General features: G+C 71.3%; 14 protein-coding genes and 1 pseudogene. 8 read left to right on the top strand and 7 right to left on the bottom strand.

From position 1 onward, the window contains the following. The first annotated feature begins 3 nt into the window (after window positions 1-3). The 6 genes from ABZX85_RS23535 (at window position 4) to ABZX85_RS23510 (ending at window position 8,263) form a co-directional block, all read left to right on the top strand. Entirely contained in the window at window positions 4-1,110 is a 1,107-nt protein-coding gene (locus tag ABZX85_RS23535) for an ATP-binding protein (RefSeq protein WP_355871874.1), read from the top strand. 127 nt (window positions 1,111-1,237) lie between these two features. Further along, on the top strand, window positions 1,238-2,359 hold the full coding sequence (pheS, locus tag ABZX85_RS23530) for a phenylalanine--tRNA ligase subunit alpha (protein WP_355871872.1): 1,122 nt from the start codon (window positions 1,238-1,240) through the stop codon (window positions 2,357-2,359). Then, entirely contained in the window at window positions 2,359-4,869 is a 2,511-nt protein-coding gene (gene pheT / locus ABZX85_RS23525; protein ID WP_355871869.1) for a phenylalanine--tRNA ligase subunit beta, read from the top strand. The genes pheS and pheT overlap by 1 nt, the downstream gene beginning before the upstream one ends. A gap of 215 nt (window positions 4,870-5,084) precedes the next feature. Then, window positions 5,085-6,080 (top strand): PP2C family protein-serine/threonine phosphatase, encoded by a 996-nt coding sequence (locus ABZX85_RS23520; protein WP_355871866.1) that lies wholly within the window; start codon window positions 5,085-5,087, stop codon window positions 6,078-6,080. A 194-nt stretch (window positions 6,081-6,274) separates the two neighbouring features. Then, window positions 6,275-7,615: a transcriptional regulator gene (locus ABZX85_RS23515; protein ID WP_355871863.1), complete on the top strand. Its 1,341-nt coding sequence runs from the start codon at window positions 6,275-6,277 to the stop codon at window positions 7,613-7,615. A gap of 117 nt (window positions 7,616-7,732) precedes the next feature. Then, window positions 7,733-8,263 carry an NUDIX hydrolase gene (locus tag ABZX85_RS23510; RefSeq protein WP_355871860.1) on the top strand — a complete coding sequence of 177 codons (531 nt, stop codon included), beginning with the start codon at window positions 7,733-7,735 and terminating at the stop codon, window positions 8,261-8,263. On the opposite strand, the gene ABZX85_RS23505 is transcribed toward ABZX85_RS23510, so the two are convergent. Together ABZX85_RS23505 and ABZX85_RS23500 are read right to left on the bottom strand one after the other, a co-directional pair. Beyond that, window positions 8,260-8,517: a hypothetical protein gene (locus ABZX85_RS23505; RefSeq protein WP_355871857.1), complete on the bottom strand. Its 258-nt coding sequence runs from the start codon at window positions 8,515-8,517 to the stop codon at window positions 8,260-8,262. The two genes, ABZX85_RS23510 and ABZX85_RS23505, sit on opposite strands and share 4 nt — an antisense overlap. Before the next feature lie 204 nt (window positions 8,518-8,721). Beyond that, window positions 8,722-8,838: pseudogene (locus tag ABZX85_RS23500) on the bottom strand (3-hydroxyacyl-CoA dehydrogenase family protein); the annotation flags it as partial. A 514-nt stretch (window positions 8,839-9,352) separates the two neighbouring features. On the opposite strand from ABZX85_RS23500, the gene ABZX85_RS23495 reads away from it, so the two are divergent. After that, window positions 9,353-9,598, top strand: coding sequence for a helix-turn-helix transcriptional regulator (locus ABZX85_RS23495; RefSeq protein ID WP_355871854.1), 246 nt, complete (start codon window positions 9,353-9,355; stop codon window positions 9,596-9,598). A 331-nt stretch (window positions 9,599-9,929) separates the two neighbouring features. Here the strand turns inward: ABZX85_RS23495 and ABZX85_RS23490 are convergent, their stop codons facing one another. After that, window positions 9,930-10,487 (bottom strand): hypothetical protein, encoded by a 558-nt coding sequence (locus ABZX85_RS23490; protein ID WP_355871852.1) that lies wholly within the window; start codon window positions 10,485-10,487, stop codon window positions 9,930-9,932. 113 nt (window positions 10,488-10,600) lie between these two features. Next, complete coding sequence (locus ABZX85_RS23485; protein WP_355871849.1) at window positions 10,601-11,833, bottom strand: helix-turn-helix transcriptional regulator; 1,233 nt, start codon at window positions 11,831-11,833, stop codon at window positions 10,601-10,603. 110 nt (window positions 11,834-11,943) lie between these two features. On the opposite strand from ABZX85_RS23485, the gene ABZX85_RS23480 reads away from it, so the two are divergent. Next, window positions 11,944-12,219 carry a hypothetical protein gene (locus ABZX85_RS23480; protein WP_355871846.1) on the top strand — a complete coding sequence of 92 codons (276 nt, stop codon included), beginning with the start codon at window positions 11,944-11,946 and terminating at the stop codon, window positions 12,217-12,219. 53 nt (window positions 12,220-12,272) lie between these two features. Here the strand turns inward: ABZX85_RS23480 and ABZX85_RS23475 are convergent, their stop codons facing one another. The 3 genes from ABZX85_RS23475 to ABZX85_RS23465 are packed head-to-tail and all read right to left on the bottom strand — an operon-like array spanning window position 12,273 to window position 13,633. After that, entirely contained in the window at window positions 12,273-12,908 is a 636-nt protein-coding gene (locus ABZX85_RS23475) for a collagen-like protein (protein WP_355871843.1), read from the bottom strand. Then, window positions 12,905-13,252 (bottom strand): hypothetical protein, encoded by a 348-nt coding sequence (locus ABZX85_RS23470; RefSeq protein ID WP_355871840.1) that lies wholly within the window; start codon window positions 13,250-13,252, stop codon window positions 12,905-12,907. The genes ABZX85_RS23475 and ABZX85_RS23470 overlap by 4 nt, the downstream gene beginning before the upstream one ends. Before the next feature lie 12 nt (window positions 13,253-13,264). Then, window positions 13,265-13,633, bottom strand: coding sequence for a hypothetical protein (locus ABZX85_RS23465; RefSeq protein ID WP_355871837.1), 369 nt, complete (start codon window positions 13,631-13,633; stop codon window positions 13,265-13,267). Window positions 13,634-13,636: the final 3 nt, after the last annotated feature.

The raw sequence follows: 13,636 nt of genomic DNA, 5'->3' as shown, positions 1-13,636 counted from the left end.
AGGATGAGTGCGGTCACGAGCGGCACGCCGGAAGCCCGCAGGGTCTGGTGGCCGCCCGGGATGGGGCCGGACGACCTGCCGGACGGCCTGGTGGTCGCCGACGAGGACGGCCGGGTGGTCTGCTTCAACGCCGCCGCCGAACGGATGACCGCCACCGCCGCGGCCGACGTCCTCGGCCGGCCGCTGGAGAAGGCGCTCCCGTTGGAGGATCTGGAGGGCCGCCGCTGGTGGCAGCTCACCGATCCGTACGGCGGCCTCGCCACCCGGGTGCGCCAGCCCGAACGCAACCTGCTCCTGCCCGGCGGACGCGAGTTCCTCGTCTCCGCCTCCTACGTCCGCGACCGCCCCACCGGCCCCGTACAGCGCGTCGTCGTCTGCCTGCGCGACACCGAGGCCCGCCGCCGCACCGAGCGCTCCCACGCCGAGCTGATCGCCACCGTCGCCCACGAACTGCGCTCCCCCCTCACCTCCGTCAAGGGCTTCACCGCGACCCTCCTCGCGAAGTGGGAGAGGTTCACCGACGACCAGAAGCGCCTGATGCTGGAGACCGTCGACGCCGACGCCGACCGCGTCACCCGCCTGATCGCCGAGCTGCTGGACATCTCCCGCATCGACTCCGGCCGCCTGGAGGTCCGCCGCCAGCCCGTCGACATGGGCGCCGCCGTCGGCCGCCACATCCAGGCATACGTCGCCGCCGGGCTCCCCGCCGACCGGTTCCTGCTGCGCATCGGCCAGCCGCTGCCCGCCCTGTGGGCCGACCCCGACAAGGTCGACCAGGTGCTCAGCAACCTCATCGAAAACGCGGTGCGCCACGGCGAGGGAACCGTCACGATAGACGTCACGTCCGCCGCGTCCCCCCGCGAGGGGGAGGACACGGGCACGTCGGTCACCGTGAGCGACGAGGGGGCGGGTATCCCGGAGGAGTCCATGAACCGCGTCTTCACCCGCTTCTGGCGGGGCAGCAAGCGCGGCGGCACCGGCCTCGGGCTCTACATCGTCAAGGGCATCGTCGAGGCCCACGGCGGCGTCATCACGGTCGGCCGCGCCCCCGAGGGCGGCGCACAGTTCCGATTTACGTTGCCCGTGGCAGCGCCTGCTTACCTGAGCTAGGCCGCCACGGGCGCGTTCGAACATCCACGCCCCGTTAGACTCGGCCCTTGGCACCTTTGTGTCCCACAGAGCGCTCACCGAGCCGGTCACGGGGTCTTCAGCCAGCAAACCGGAAGCACGGGAAGAGATGTCGGCACCGAATAAGTCGTACGACCCAGTAGAGGTCGAGGCGTTGAAACCGGAAGAGATCGAGCGCATGCGGGACGAGGCGCTCGCCGCCTTCGCCGCCGCCGACTCCCTCGACGCGCTCCAGGAGGCGAAGGTCGCCCACACCGGCGGCGCCTCCCCGCTGGCGCTGGCCAACCGCGAGATCGGCGCGCTGCCCCCGCAGGCCAAGGCCGCCGCCGGCAAGCTCGTCGGCCAGGCCCGGGGCGCCGTCAACAAGGCCCTCGCCACCCGCCAGACCGAGCTGGAGGCCGAGCGCGACGCCCGCGTCCTCGTCGAGGAGGCCGTCGACGTCACGCTGCCGTACGACCGGGTCCCGGCCGGCGCCCGGCACCCGCTGACGACCCTCTCCGAGCGCATCGAGGACGTCTTCGTCGCGATGGGCTACGAGGTCGCCGAGGGCCCGCAGGTCGAGGCGGAGTGGTTCAACTTCGACGCCCTGAACATCGGCCCGGACCACCCCGCGCGCGGCGAGCAGGACACCTTCTTCGTCGAGGCCGCCGACGGCACCGCCGACTCCGGTCTCGTCCTGCGCACCCACACCTCCCCGGTGCAGATCCGCTCCCTGATGAACCGCGACCTGCCGGTGTACGTGATCTGCCCCGGTGTCGTCTACCGCACGGACGAGCTGGACGCCACGCACACCCCGGTCTTCCGCCAGGTCGAGCTGCTCGCGGTCGACGAGGGCCTCACCATGGCCGACCTCAAGGGCACCCTGGACCACATGGTCCGCTCCCTGTTCGGCCCGGACATGAAGACCCGGCTGCGGCCGAACTTCTTCCCGTTCACCGAGCCGTCCGCCGAGATGGACATGGTCTGCTACGTCTGCAAGGGCGAGTCCGTCGGCAACCCCGACCGCCCCTGCCGCACCTGCTCCAGCGAGGGCTGGATCGAGCTGGGCGGCTGCGGCATGGTCAACCCCAAGGTGCTCGTCGCCTGCGGCGTCGACCCCGAGAAGTACAGCGGCTTCGCCTTCGGGTTCGGTATCGAGCGGCTGCTGATGTTCCGCCACAACGTCGAAGACATGCGTGACATGGTCGAGGGTGACATCCGCTTCACCCGGCCGTTCGGGAGTGAGATCTGATGCGTATCCCGCTTTCCTGGCTGCGGGAGTACGTCGATCTCCCCGCCACCGAGACCGGCCGTGACGTCCAGGCCAAACTCGTCTCCGCAGGACTTGAGGTCGAGACCGTCGAGCAGCTCGGCGAGGGCCTCAAGGGCCCCCTCGTCGTCGGTCAGGTCCTCACCATCGAGGAGCTGACGGAGTTCAAGAAGCCGATCCGCTTCTGCACCGTCGACGTCGGTACGGCGAACGGCACCGGTGAGCCGCAGGAGATCGTCTGCGGCGCCCGGAACTTCGCCGTCGGCGACAAGGTCGTCGTCGTCCTGCCCGGCGCGGTCCTGCCCGGCGACTTCGCGATCGCCGCCCGCAAGACCTACGGCAAGACGTCCCACGGCATGATCTGCTCCAGCGACGAGCTGGGCATGGGCGACGACGGCACCAAGGGCATCATCGTCCTGCCGCCCGAGACCGAGGTCGGCAAGGACGCCATCGAGCTGCTGGAGCTGGTCGACGAGGTCCTCGACATCGCCGTCACCGCCAACCGCGGCGACTGCCTGTCCATCCGCGGCGTCGCCCGCGAGACCGCCATCGCCTACGGCCTCCCGCTCAGCGACCCGGCCCTCCTCGACATCCCGGGCCCGAACGCGTTCGGCTACCCCGTCCAGGTCGCCGACCCCTTCGCCTGCGACCGCTTCACCGCCCGCACGGTCACCGGCCTCAGCCCCGAGGCCCGCTCCCCGATCTGGCTCAAGCGGCGCCTCCAGAAGGTCGGCGTCCGCCCGATCTCCCTCGCCGTGGACGTCACGAACTACGTGATGATGGAGCTGGGCCAGCCCCTCCACGCCTACGACCGCACCCTCGTCCAGGGCACGATCGGCGTGCGCCGCGCCGAGCAGGGCGAGAAGCTCAAGACCCTCGACGGCACCGAGCGCACGCTCGACGCCGAGGACCTCGTCATCACCGACGAGCGCGGGCCCATCGGCCTCGCCGGGGTCATGGGCGGCGCCAACACGGAGATCGCGGACCACGAGGAGGGCCAGGGCACGACGGACGTCGTGATCGAGGCCGCCCACTTCGACGCGGTCGCCATCGCGCGCACCGCCCGCCGCCACAAGCTGACCTCCGAGGCGTCCCGCCGCTTCGAGCGGGGCGTCGACCCCAAGGCCGCGCCCGCCGCCGCCCAGCGCGCGGTGGACCTCCTGGTCCTGCTCGCCGGGGGCACCGCCGAGGCCGGCGTCACCGAGGTCATCGCGCCCTCCGCGCCGCACACCGTCGCGCTGCCCGCCGACCACCCCGACAAGGTCGCCGGTGTCACCTACGGCCGCGAGACCGTCGTCCGGCGCCTTCAGCAGATCGGGTGCGACGTCTACGGGCAGGACGAGCTGATCGTCACCGTCCCGTCCTGGCGGCCCGACCTCGCCGCGCCCAACGACCTCGCCGAGGAGGTCATCCGGCTGGAGGGGTACGAGAACCTGCCCTCCACCCTGCCGAAGCCGCCCGCCGGCCGCGGCCTCACCGGCCGCCAGCGCCTCCACCGCCGGGTGGGCCGCGCGCTGGCCGGTGCCGGTTACGTCGAGGCGCCGTCGTACCCCTTCGTCGGCGAGCAGGTCTTCGACCAGCTCCTCCTCGACGCGGACGACCCCGACCGCCAGGTCGTCAAGCTCACCAACCCCCTCAACGACGAGGAGCCCGCGCTCCGCACGTCGCTGCTGCCGGGGCTGCTGGGCGCGCTGCGGCGCAACGACGGCCGGGGCTCGCACGACCTCGCCCTCTTCGAGACGGGCCTGGTCTTCCACCCCCGCGCGGAGCGGTCCGTCGCCCCGGTCCTGCCGGTCGACCGCCGCCCCTCGGACGAGGAGCTGGCCTCCTTGGACGCGGCGATTCCCGTCCAGCCGCGCCACGTCGCCGTCGTCCTCGCGGGCGCCCGCGAGCAGGCCGGCTGGTGGGGCAAGGGCCGTCCCGCCGACTGGGCCGACGCGGTCGAGGCGGGGCGCGCGGTCGCGCGGGAGGCCGGGGCCGAACTGCTGGTCCGCCAGGGTCAGTACGGTCCCTGGCACCCCGGCCGCTGCGCCGAGTTCGTCCTCGTCGCGGACGGCGTGGAGACCGTCGTCGGCCACGCCGGCGAGCTGCATCCCCGTGTCGTCAAGGCACTTGGGCTGCCCGCCCGGACCGCCGCGATGGAACTCGACCTGGACGCGGTGGAGTCGGCGGGGGACGACACCCCCGAGGCGCCCCGGATCTCCTCCTTCCCCGTCGCCACGCAGGACGTCGCGCTCGTCGTGGACGCCGGTGTCCCGGCCGCCGACGTCGAGTCCGCGCTGCGGGAGGGGGCGGGTGAACTCCTTGAGTCCATCCGGCTGTTCGACGTCTACGAGAACGTCGAGCAGTTGGGTGAGGGGCGGAAGTCGTTGGCGTACGCGCTGCGATTCCGTGCCGGGGACCGGACGTTGACCGTGGATGAGGCTTCGGCTGCGCGGGATGCGGCTGTTGCCTTGGCTGGGGAACGGGCGGGGGCTGTCCTGCGGGGCTGAGGTGTCGTTGCCGGGTGCGGGTGAGTTGTGGCTGATCGCGCCCACGCGGCGGTAGCCGCAAATCGACACAGCCCTGCACCCCTAGGGCGTTTCACTCATCTGGGTGACAAGTCCCGGCTCCCTAGCTCCCTTTAGTCATCCCGTCGACAGAATGCAGACCGGCCTCTCGGGGTCGGTCTGTTTTTCTTTCCTGGCCTAGAGGGGGGCCGTCAGGGATGTTCGGCATCAGGCGGTCGTTGGGGTGGGTCGCCGCGCCCGTGATGTTGGTGAGTGCGTATCAGTCGGTGTGCCCGTTGCTCGGTGGGGCGATGGTGCTGGTCGTCGGGGGTGGGGTCGCGCTGCACATGCGGCGGGAGTTGAGGCAGGCGCGGTGGGTCGCGGGCGTCGCGCAGAGTGTGGTGCTGCGGCCCCTGCCGGCCCGGGTGGAGGGGCTGGGCGTGGCGGCCGTACAGGTCTCCGCCGAGCGGGGCGCCTCGGTGGGCGGGGATCTGTACGACGTCGTCGGCACGGAGTTCGGCGTGCGGGTCGTGATCGGTGACGTACGGGGGCACGGGCTGGCGGCGCTCGGCACGGTCGCGGCGCTGCTCGGGGGGTTCCGCGAGGCGGTGTACGACGAACCCGACCTCGGGGGAGTGCTGCGCAGGCTGGACCGCACCCTCACCCGGCACCTCGCGGACCGCTCCCGAGTGGAGCCGTCGGCGAACCCGGTGGGCGAGGAGTTCGTCACCGTCCTGCTGCTGGAGATCGGCGTCGACGGCGGCGTACTGGCCCTCAACTGCGGTCACCCGTGGCCCTACTTGATCACGGGCTCCAGGGTCCTCCCCCTTTCGAGAGCCGACCCCCTCCCACCCCTGGGCCCGTTCCCGTTGCCGGCCGACCTGGCAACGGAACACGGCTTCCTCCTGGCCGGCGAGTCCCTGGTCCTCTTCACGGACGGCGCGGAGGACGCGAGGGATAGGAGGGGCCGCTTCTTCCCCTTGCCGTACATGCTGGAGAGGGCGGCGGTGGAACACGGGGGTTCACCGAAGGAGTTGGTGACGGCGGTCCTCGCGGACCTGCTGAGGCACACGGCGGGGAAGCCCGGGGACGACGTAGCTCTCCTGGCACTGAACAACGGATGCTCAGCCAAGTCTTTTAGGGGCGCGGGGAACTGCGCGACCAGCCACACACAACCCGCACCCGACAACTCACCTTTGGCCCCCCATCCCTAGTCGAAATTCCTACCCTCCGACCGGAACACCACTTCGAGGGGGAGCCGGCGCCCCGGCCGGAGGCACACCAGTGAACCGCCCCCGGCCCGCCGCCCAAAACCGAGCGCACCCCCCTCAGTACGAGCGCTCCCTTCACACCCCGTGTGAACCCACCCGCACTACGCTGTCCCCACCGAGCCACCACGGGGGCACCCATGCAGCCCAACACCCTCCTCGACGCGATCCTCGACGAAGCCGGCATCTCCCACGCGGGCCTGGCGGCCCATGTCAACGAGGTGGGCCGCAGACGAGGGCTCGCCCTGCGGTACGAACACACCGCGGTGGCGAGGTGGTTGAAGGGCCAGCGCCCGAGAGGCCAGGTCCCGGACCTGATCTGCGAGGTCCTGGCGACCCGCCTGCACCGCCCGGTGACGCTGGACGACATCGGGCTCGGCGTACCGGGCGAGCCGAGCGCCCCCCACGCCGGCACCCTCTCCGGGTTCGTGGAGCGGGCGACCGCCCTGTGGCGTTCCGACGAGCAGCAGCGCCCGCACATCCTGGGCGCCCCGGCGGTCACCGGAACGCCCGCGGTGATGCCGGTGTGGGAGTGGGAGAACCCGCCGGAGGACGTGGACGTCTCCCGGGGCGGCCGGCACCGCGTGACGCCGGGGGACATCGAGATGCTGCGGGCGGCCCGCGCGCACTACGAGCAGATGTACCGCAAGGCCGGCGGCGTGGCGACCCGTTCGCGGATCGTCGGCTTCCTGAACGCGGAGGCGGCCCCCCTCCTGCGGGGCGGCTACACGGACGCGACGGGCCGCCAACTGCACCGCGCGACGGGCGGGTTGGTGGCGATCGCCGGGATCTGCTCGTACGACTCGGACGCGCACGGCCTCGCGCAGCGCTACTTCCACCAGGCGCTGCGCCTGGCAAAGGCCAGCGGGGACCGGGGCCTTGGCGCGTACGTGATCGCGCTGCTCGTCAACCAGGCCCTGTTCATGCGGGAGTTCCGGCAGGCGGTCGCGTTCGCGGAGGCGGCCCTGCGGACGGCGGGCCGGCACATCACCCCCGCCCTCGCCTCGGACCTGTACGCGATGCAGGCCAAGGCGTACGCGCACCTCGGTGACGGCACGAGCGCGGTCTCCTGCATCCGGCGCGCGGAGACGGCGGCCGACCGCATCCGGCGCGGCCGGGAACCGGACGAGACGGGCTATGTCCAGCCGGGTCTGGTCAACGTCCAGGTCGCGGAGGCCCTGCTCAGCCTCGGTGACATCACGGCCGCCGCCGAGCACGCCGCCGCGGCCGTCGACACCCCGGCCCACGACCGGGGCCGCGTCCACCGCCTCGCCATGCTCACCACGATCGAACTGCGGCAGGGCAACGCGGACAAGGCGGTCGTCACGGCCGTCGAGATGGCCGAGCAGGCGCGGGGGATGGAGTCCCAGCGGCTGCGCGACCGGCTCCGTGAGGTCCGCGAGCATCTGGCGCGCAGCGGCGGCGCGGGCACGGCCGAGGCCGCCGAACTGATCGACGGCGCGCTCAGGGTGCCGCTGTAGAGAGCGCGGCGCGCTCCCGAACCGCCCCCCGAGTGCCCCCGCTCCCACCTCTTGCCTTCTCCGCCGCACATCCCCTGCTGCGATATTGCCCCTTACCAGACGGAAGGTGGCAGAACCGTGCAGTGGACGAAAAAAAACGAACAGGCTGTGTACGCGAACCGCTGGTTCAGCGTCAACCTCGCGGACGTGGAACTGCCGGACGGGCGACACCTGGACCACTTCCTCATCAGGCTGCGCCCGGTCGCGGTCGCGACGGTGGTCAACGAGGCGAACGAGGTGCTGCTGCTGTGGCGGCACCGCTTCATCACGGACAGCTGGGGGTGGGAACTCGCGGCCGGCGTCGTCGAGGACGGGGAGGACGTCGCGTACGCGGCGGCCCGGGAGCTGGAGGAGGAGACCGGCTGGCGGCCGGGTCCCCTCCACCACCTGATGACCGTGGAGCCGTCCAACGGCCTCACCGACGCCCGGCACCACATCTACTGGTCGGACGAGGGGGAGTACGTCGGACATCCCGTCGACGACTTCGAGTCGGACCGCAGGGAGTGGGTCCCGCTCAAGCTCGTCCCCGACATGGTCGCCCGTGGGGAGGTCCCGGCCGCCAACATGGCCGCTGCCCTGATGCTCCTGCACCACCTCAGGCTCGGCTAGCGCCCCAGCCGCTCCCACAAGGTGGCCACCAGGGCGCCGATCGAGGTGATCGCCGCGAGTGACGGAAGTGGCCAGCGGCGGTGCTCCAGGGAGCCGATCCGGGTGCTCAACTGGTCGAGTTCCTTGGCGGTTTCCTTGGTTCGGTGGTTCAGCAGAGCGAGCCCTCCCTCGACGCGGGCGTAGGCCACGTCGAGTCGGCGCCGTAACTCTGCGAGTTCCTCGGTCTTCGTGGGATGTGCCGGATCGCCGGTCACCTCTCCGCTCCTCTCCGCGATGATCCGTGATGGTCCGTTACGGAACGCCATCCCCTGCATGCGCATGAAGAGTGAACCTCCCTGGTGGGCGCGGCGGGAGAGTGTGCGGAGGGCATATGCGGGCCCGGCGTGCACACGGTGTGTGAATGGAGCGGGCCCGGTGCTCCGAAGAGCGCCGGGCCCGTTGCCGGTGACGGTGGGTGGTCAGCCGTAGGTGTAGAAGCCCGCCCCGGACTTCCGGCCCAGCCGGCCCGCGTCGACCATGCGCGCCAGCAGCGGGGGAGCGGCGTACAGGGGCTCCTTGTACTCCTCGTACATGGAGTGGCGATGGGTGCGACATGCGAGACGATTCGCGATCACGTCCCCACCTGCGCACTTGGGGCTTTCTCGATGTTTCAGGTACTTCCCTAGTCTTTCCATCTGATCCCCCCTGAGGGTTCCCTGGGGGGCTCTTCCCCCCTCCGGACCCCCTCGGATTCGCCCGGGAATCGCCGTCCGTGCAGCGGGGTTCCGGTGGGAAAATAACGTACCCCCCTGCGCCATGCGGTGGCGCAGGGGGGCCGCTCCCCGTCCGGCAGGCGCGCTTCCCAACGGCACGCCGGGCGGGAGTCTGGGCGTAGGGCGGTTATGCCCCTGTCTACTCAATGTCTAACTGATGACCGTTACGCGTGTCACTCGCTCGTTCGAGTGAACGCGCGTTCGATATTTTCACCATACAGGCAGCTCTGCTGGCATATGCCTGGCCGCAGGGTTGGAGGTGGGTGCTCTATTCAAGATCACAAAAATTAGGGTTTAGCCTAATCACATTTGATCACGGTACCGCGAGCGTGGGCGAGTGTCTCGCTCGACTCCGCCCGACGACCGGGTCCTCACCCGCCGTCGCCAAGTAGGCGCCCAGATTCGCCACGTACGCAAAGAGCACGAGATCAGCCAGCGTCAGCTGTGCGAACTCACGGGCATCGACATAGCCTCGTACAGCCGCATCGAGCAGGGCCACGTGTCCCCGCGCCTCGACACCCTGATCCGGATCGCCGACGCCATCGGGGTGCTGCTCGCCGATCTGGTCGCCGAGCCGGAGTAGCCCGCCGTCGGCGCCACAGGGAGCGTGGCACCGACGGCGGACTGAGGCCGCCCCCGCCGCGGGGGAACGATCAGGGACGGCCGTCCAACCCCGCTCCCGGCCGCCGGTGCCAGGCCGGGAGCGGGAGATCACGGAGTACCGGCGTGACCGGTGTCGTGCGTACGGATGCCGACCGCACAGTCCGACGCCAGCGACCAGTCACCAGCACGGCGAGCCTCAGCGCGTAACAGGCTCAGCTCGGCGCACCGGGCGCAGCCCGGGACCGGAATCGCGGCCGGCCCGTACGTGGATAGGTCGAACGGCCTGCTGGACCACGTCCGCTCCACCGTCGTCACTGGTCGCCCGCCTTGGCCGCGGCATGAAGGATGAAACCGTGGACGAGGTCGAGGCTGCACAGGTCGTTGCGGAACCGGGGCAGGACCGCCCAGTGCACACCGCGCGGGCCCGTCCGGGTCAGGTCCGGGACGCCCAGCCAGACGCCCTTGCCGAGGTACATGGTGCCGGCCGGAAACGGCTCCGCCAGGAACCGGTACGGGACGAGCGCATAGTACGGATACCCCTGCCTAGCCGTGAGCGGATCATAGATGACGGGCCCGCGAAGCGCCTGCGTGAGGCAATCGGCGACGGTCTCCGCCTCGTCGGTCCCGGCGACCGCGTGCACCATCCGGGCCGGGATACGCACGGCGCACATGACGGGCCCGAGCGGCAGCATGGCGACGCCGAGATCCTCAGCCCACTCCCGGCCCGGGGTCATCGGATCGTAGTGGGCGCTGGCCAGCCACTCCCGGATCTCGTCCGGACGGTCGTGCCGTGGCAGCGACTCCGCCCGCGTCGGGATCAGGACGCCCCAGGAATGCGGGAAGGGATGGTCGCGATGATGGTCGGGCATACGGGGCTCCCCTCGGTGGAGGGGTGCCTCCACGGTCACGGTGATCCGTCTCACACCGTGACCGTAGGGCGTTCCGAGAGGGGGAAGTGCTACAAGATGTAGCACTTCATGGGTCAGACGGCCCCGACGCGGATACCCAGCTCGATCAGGTCGCCGCGCCTCTGCGTACGGATCATCGTCCCGATCGTCTCCCGGACCCCCGCATGCGCGCGGGTGGCCTGAGGCGCCAAGCGCTCGGCCTCCAAGAACGCGTGCACGGCCTGCTCCCGCTGCCCGTTGTAGAAGTACGCCCTGCCACAGTCGATGTGGAAGTGACTACGCCGCTCCCGCGAGTAGTCCGCCGGGAGCCTCACCTTCTCCGCCCGGGCGACTGCGTCCTTGCCGCGCCCCATCTCTACCGGCAGGCTGACCGCCCACAGGGCGGTATTGGTGGGGCCGAACTGCATCTCCCAGTCGTTCCGGTCCTCGCCGAGTTCCTCGGCAGCCTCCTCCGCCCGCTTCAGGTGCCGGACCGCGCCCTTCGCATCCGTGGCGCGCGCCAAGTTGAGCGACGCCTTCAGGTGGAAGGCGCCCCGCAGCGACACAGCCTCAGGACCCGGCGACCGGATCGCGCCCAGCTCGGCGAGGGCCTCGTCGATGATGGCAGCCGCCTCGTCGTGCTCGCCGATGGTGAGGAACTCGCCCGCGTCGTACCAGTGGGCCGCGAGAACACGCAGCGGGTCCTCGGTCTCCTGCGACGCCCACAGCACGCGCTCGGTCGCGAGGGTTGCGTCCGAGCTGTGGCCCAGCTTGTACAGGTACTGCATGGCGCACTCGTACGCCGAGGCCAGCAGGGCGTAGACCTCGCGCCGCTGGTCTCCGCCGGAGAGTTCGGCGGCCACCTGGAGGTCGCGCAGGAGCGGCGGGAGCAGGGGGCCCGACGCGGCGAGGGCGGCGGCCTGTCGGCAGGCGTTGGCCTCGATGACGCGCTCGCGCAGTTCGGGCAGGTCGACGGCGGCGGCTTCCTGCTCGGTGGGGCGGGCCGGTCGTCCGTGGCGCAGGATGGCGCGGCGCACGGCGGCGACCGAGGCTACGGCGGCCTGCCCGTCGCGGTCAGCGTTGAGTGGCACGTAGGGTGCTCCGGTGATTTCGGTGGGGTGGCAGTCGAGAGCCTGCGCGAAGGCGAGGACGACGGCGGGCCGGTCGAGGGAACGGCGCCCCTGCTCCATGGCTCTTACAGCGGCGAGGGAGTATCCGGCTTCGGTGGCGAGGCGTTGCTGTGTCCAGCGGCGGCGTGCGCGGAGTCGGGCGAGGCGCTGCCCGTTGCTCTCCACGATGACCCCGCTGTCGGCGATACGTTCGGGCATACTGGTGCTCCGTTCTCTGGTCGCACTTAGAACGGTACGCCGTCCGGCCCCCGCTTGCGGGGGCCGTACTGCTTTGGGCTCCGAGCGCAACTTGCACCTCTGGAGGAACCATGTCGATCGCCGTCACCGCCGCAGACCTCAGGCAGCTCCTCGACTCGCCCGCCGAGTCCCCCGTCCTCTACCTCAAGCATGGCCCCGACGACGAGGGGGGGGAATGGATGCTCGACGTGTGGGCCGGCGCCTACGTCCACGACAGCCGCGTCGTCATCACCCGCAGCGACCTCATCGACGACGTCACCGGCGACAGCCCTGACGACGACGAGATCCGCGACGCCGTCGACACAGTCCAGGGATACGCCGACGAAACCGCCGAGAGCCTGACCTAAGCCGCAGCCCCGGAAACACGAAACCGCCCCCTCCCGAAGGAGGGGGGCAACGCCTACCCGTACAGCCGCCGCAGCGGGTCCAGCCCGACCGCCCGCGGACTCCCGCCCGGATCCCCGCCCGGCGACGGCGCACCATCCCGGCGGCACACCAGCACATCCGGATCGGACGCGGGCGCCTGGAGGGAATACCCGTCCGGGCACGCTGGCCCGGCCGGACCCCGCTCACCCTGAGGGCCCGTCGCACCCTGCTCCCCGCGCTCACCCTGAACACCCTGCGGACCGGCGGGCCCCGTAGCGCCCGCCGCGCCCGGCGTGCCCTCGATCCCCGACACCCCGTCGTCGCCGTCACGGCCGGCCGCACCCGGAGACCCCGACGGACCCGGCGGCCCGGTCGGCCCAGCAACACCCGCCGGACCCTGCACACCCTGCTCGCCCGGCGGTCCCGTCACCGAGGCGCCCGGCTCGCCGCGGCTCCCCGCCGGGCCCGCCACCGGAGTCTCGCCCAACTCCTCCACCTGGCGGGCGAGCGCATCCCGGTCTTCGACTGCGGTATGCAGATCGCGGGACAGCCCCTGCACCCAGAAAGCGATCAGCGCGATCGCGACCAGGCCGGCGCACAGCAGGCCCGCGAACACGAGATCCTTGCGTCGCTGCTGCTGGCGCCAACTCGCGTGCCCGGCCGCCGTCATGACCCCGCCCCCTGGCTCGTCAGGTAGAGCGTCAACAACAGCATGATGACCGGCGCGACGAGCGCCGAGAAGATGAGCCGCCGGTCCGCCGCCCGACGGTCCGCGTCCCTCTGCTCCCGCTCCCGCTTCTCCTGCGCCTCCCGCTCGCGCGCCTCCTCGATCGCCTTCACCCGCTCGCCCATCAGGCGCTCGCGGTCGAGGGCCGCGTCCTTCTCGTACTGGAAGCGCTCGATCGACACCTTGCCGTCGAGCCGCCCGGCCACGTCACGGAAGTCCTCCTTGAGGTCCTGGTGCACGGCCTCCAGGCGGCGGACCACCTCGCCGAGGGTCGGCTCATCCGGCATACGTGCCCCCGATCAGACGCCCTTGACCGGGCTGGACTGCTCCACCCGCAGCACCGGCACCGGGGCCGTCACCTCCCGCCGGATCACCAGCGCGACCGCCGCCTCGACCGCGCCCATCCACAGGGCCTGCTGGTCGGCCGACAGGTGCAGGCCGAACGCGAGGAACAGTGCGAGGACACCCTGCGCGAGGTTCACGATCGCCGCCGCCACCGCCCCCGTCTTCAGGACGATTGCGGTGGTCAACGCGACGAGCAGGGACAGGACCGCCATCACGGCGCCCTGCTGCTCCGCCGACACGTCCAGCCCGTACGCCGACGCCAGCTTCAGCGCGATCGCGACGAACGCCAGGATGTACACGGGCTCTCTGCCGAAGATCTTCATGGG

Origin of the sequence: Streptomyces sp. NPDC004539, from assembly GCF_040610055.1 — a bacterium.
In the GTDB taxonomy this organism is placed as follows: domain Bacteria; phylum Actinomycetota; class Actinomycetes; order Streptomycetales; family Streptomycetaceae; genus Streptomyces.
Note: the sequence above shows the minus strand (reverse complement) of the source record. Positions and strands in the feature narration are given on the sequence as shown.

What these genes read in the sequence shown, in the direction of transcription:
- ABZX85_RS23535 (WP_355871874.1), top strand. Translation starts at nt 4, where the DNA reads ATGAGTGCGGTCACGAGCGGCACGCCGGAAGCCCGCAGGGTCTGGTGG.
- pheS (WP_355871872.1), top strand. Translation starts at nt 1,238, where the DNA reads ATGTCGGCACCGAATAAGTCGTACGACCCAGTAGAGGTCGAGGCGTTG.
- pheT (WP_355871869.1), top strand. Translation starts at nt 2,359, where the DNA reads ATGCGTATCCCGCTTTCCTGGCTGCGGGAGTACGTCGATCTCCCCGCC.
- ABZX85_RS23520 (WP_355871866.1), top strand. Translation starts at nt 5,085, where the DNA reads ATGTTCGGCATCAGGCGGTCGTTGGGGTGGGTCGCCGCGCCCGTGATG.
- ABZX85_RS23515 (WP_355871863.1), top strand. Translation starts at nt 6,275, where the DNA reads ATGCAGCCCAACACCCTCCTCGACGCGATCCTCGACGAAGCCGGCATC.
- ABZX85_RS23490 (WP_355871852.1), bottom strand. Translation starts at nt 10,487, where the DNA reads ATGCCCGACCATCATCGCGACCATCCCTTCCCGCATTCCTGGGGCGTC.
- ABZX85_RS23485 (WP_355871849.1), bottom strand. Translation starts at nt 11,833, where the DNA reads ATGCCCGAACGTATCGCCGACAGCGGGGTCATCGTGGAGAGCAACGGG.
- ABZX85_RS23480 (WP_355871846.1), top strand. Translation starts at nt 11,944, where the DNA reads ATGTCGATCGCCGTCACCGCCGCAGACCTCAGGCAGCTCCTCGACTCG.
- ABZX85_RS23475 (WP_355871843.1), bottom strand. Translation starts at nt 12,908, where the DNA reads ATGACGGCGGCCGGGCACGCGAGTTGGCGCCAGCAGCAGCGACGCAAG.
- ABZX85_RS23470 (WP_355871840.1), bottom strand. Translation starts at nt 13,252, where the DNA reads ATGCCGGATGAGCCGACCCTCGGCGAGGTGGTCCGCCGCCTGGAGGCC.
- ABZX85_RS23465 (WP_355871837.1), bottom strand. Translation starts at nt 13,633, where the DNA reads ATGAAGATCTTCGGCAGAGAGCCCGTGTACATCCTGGCGTTCGTCGCG.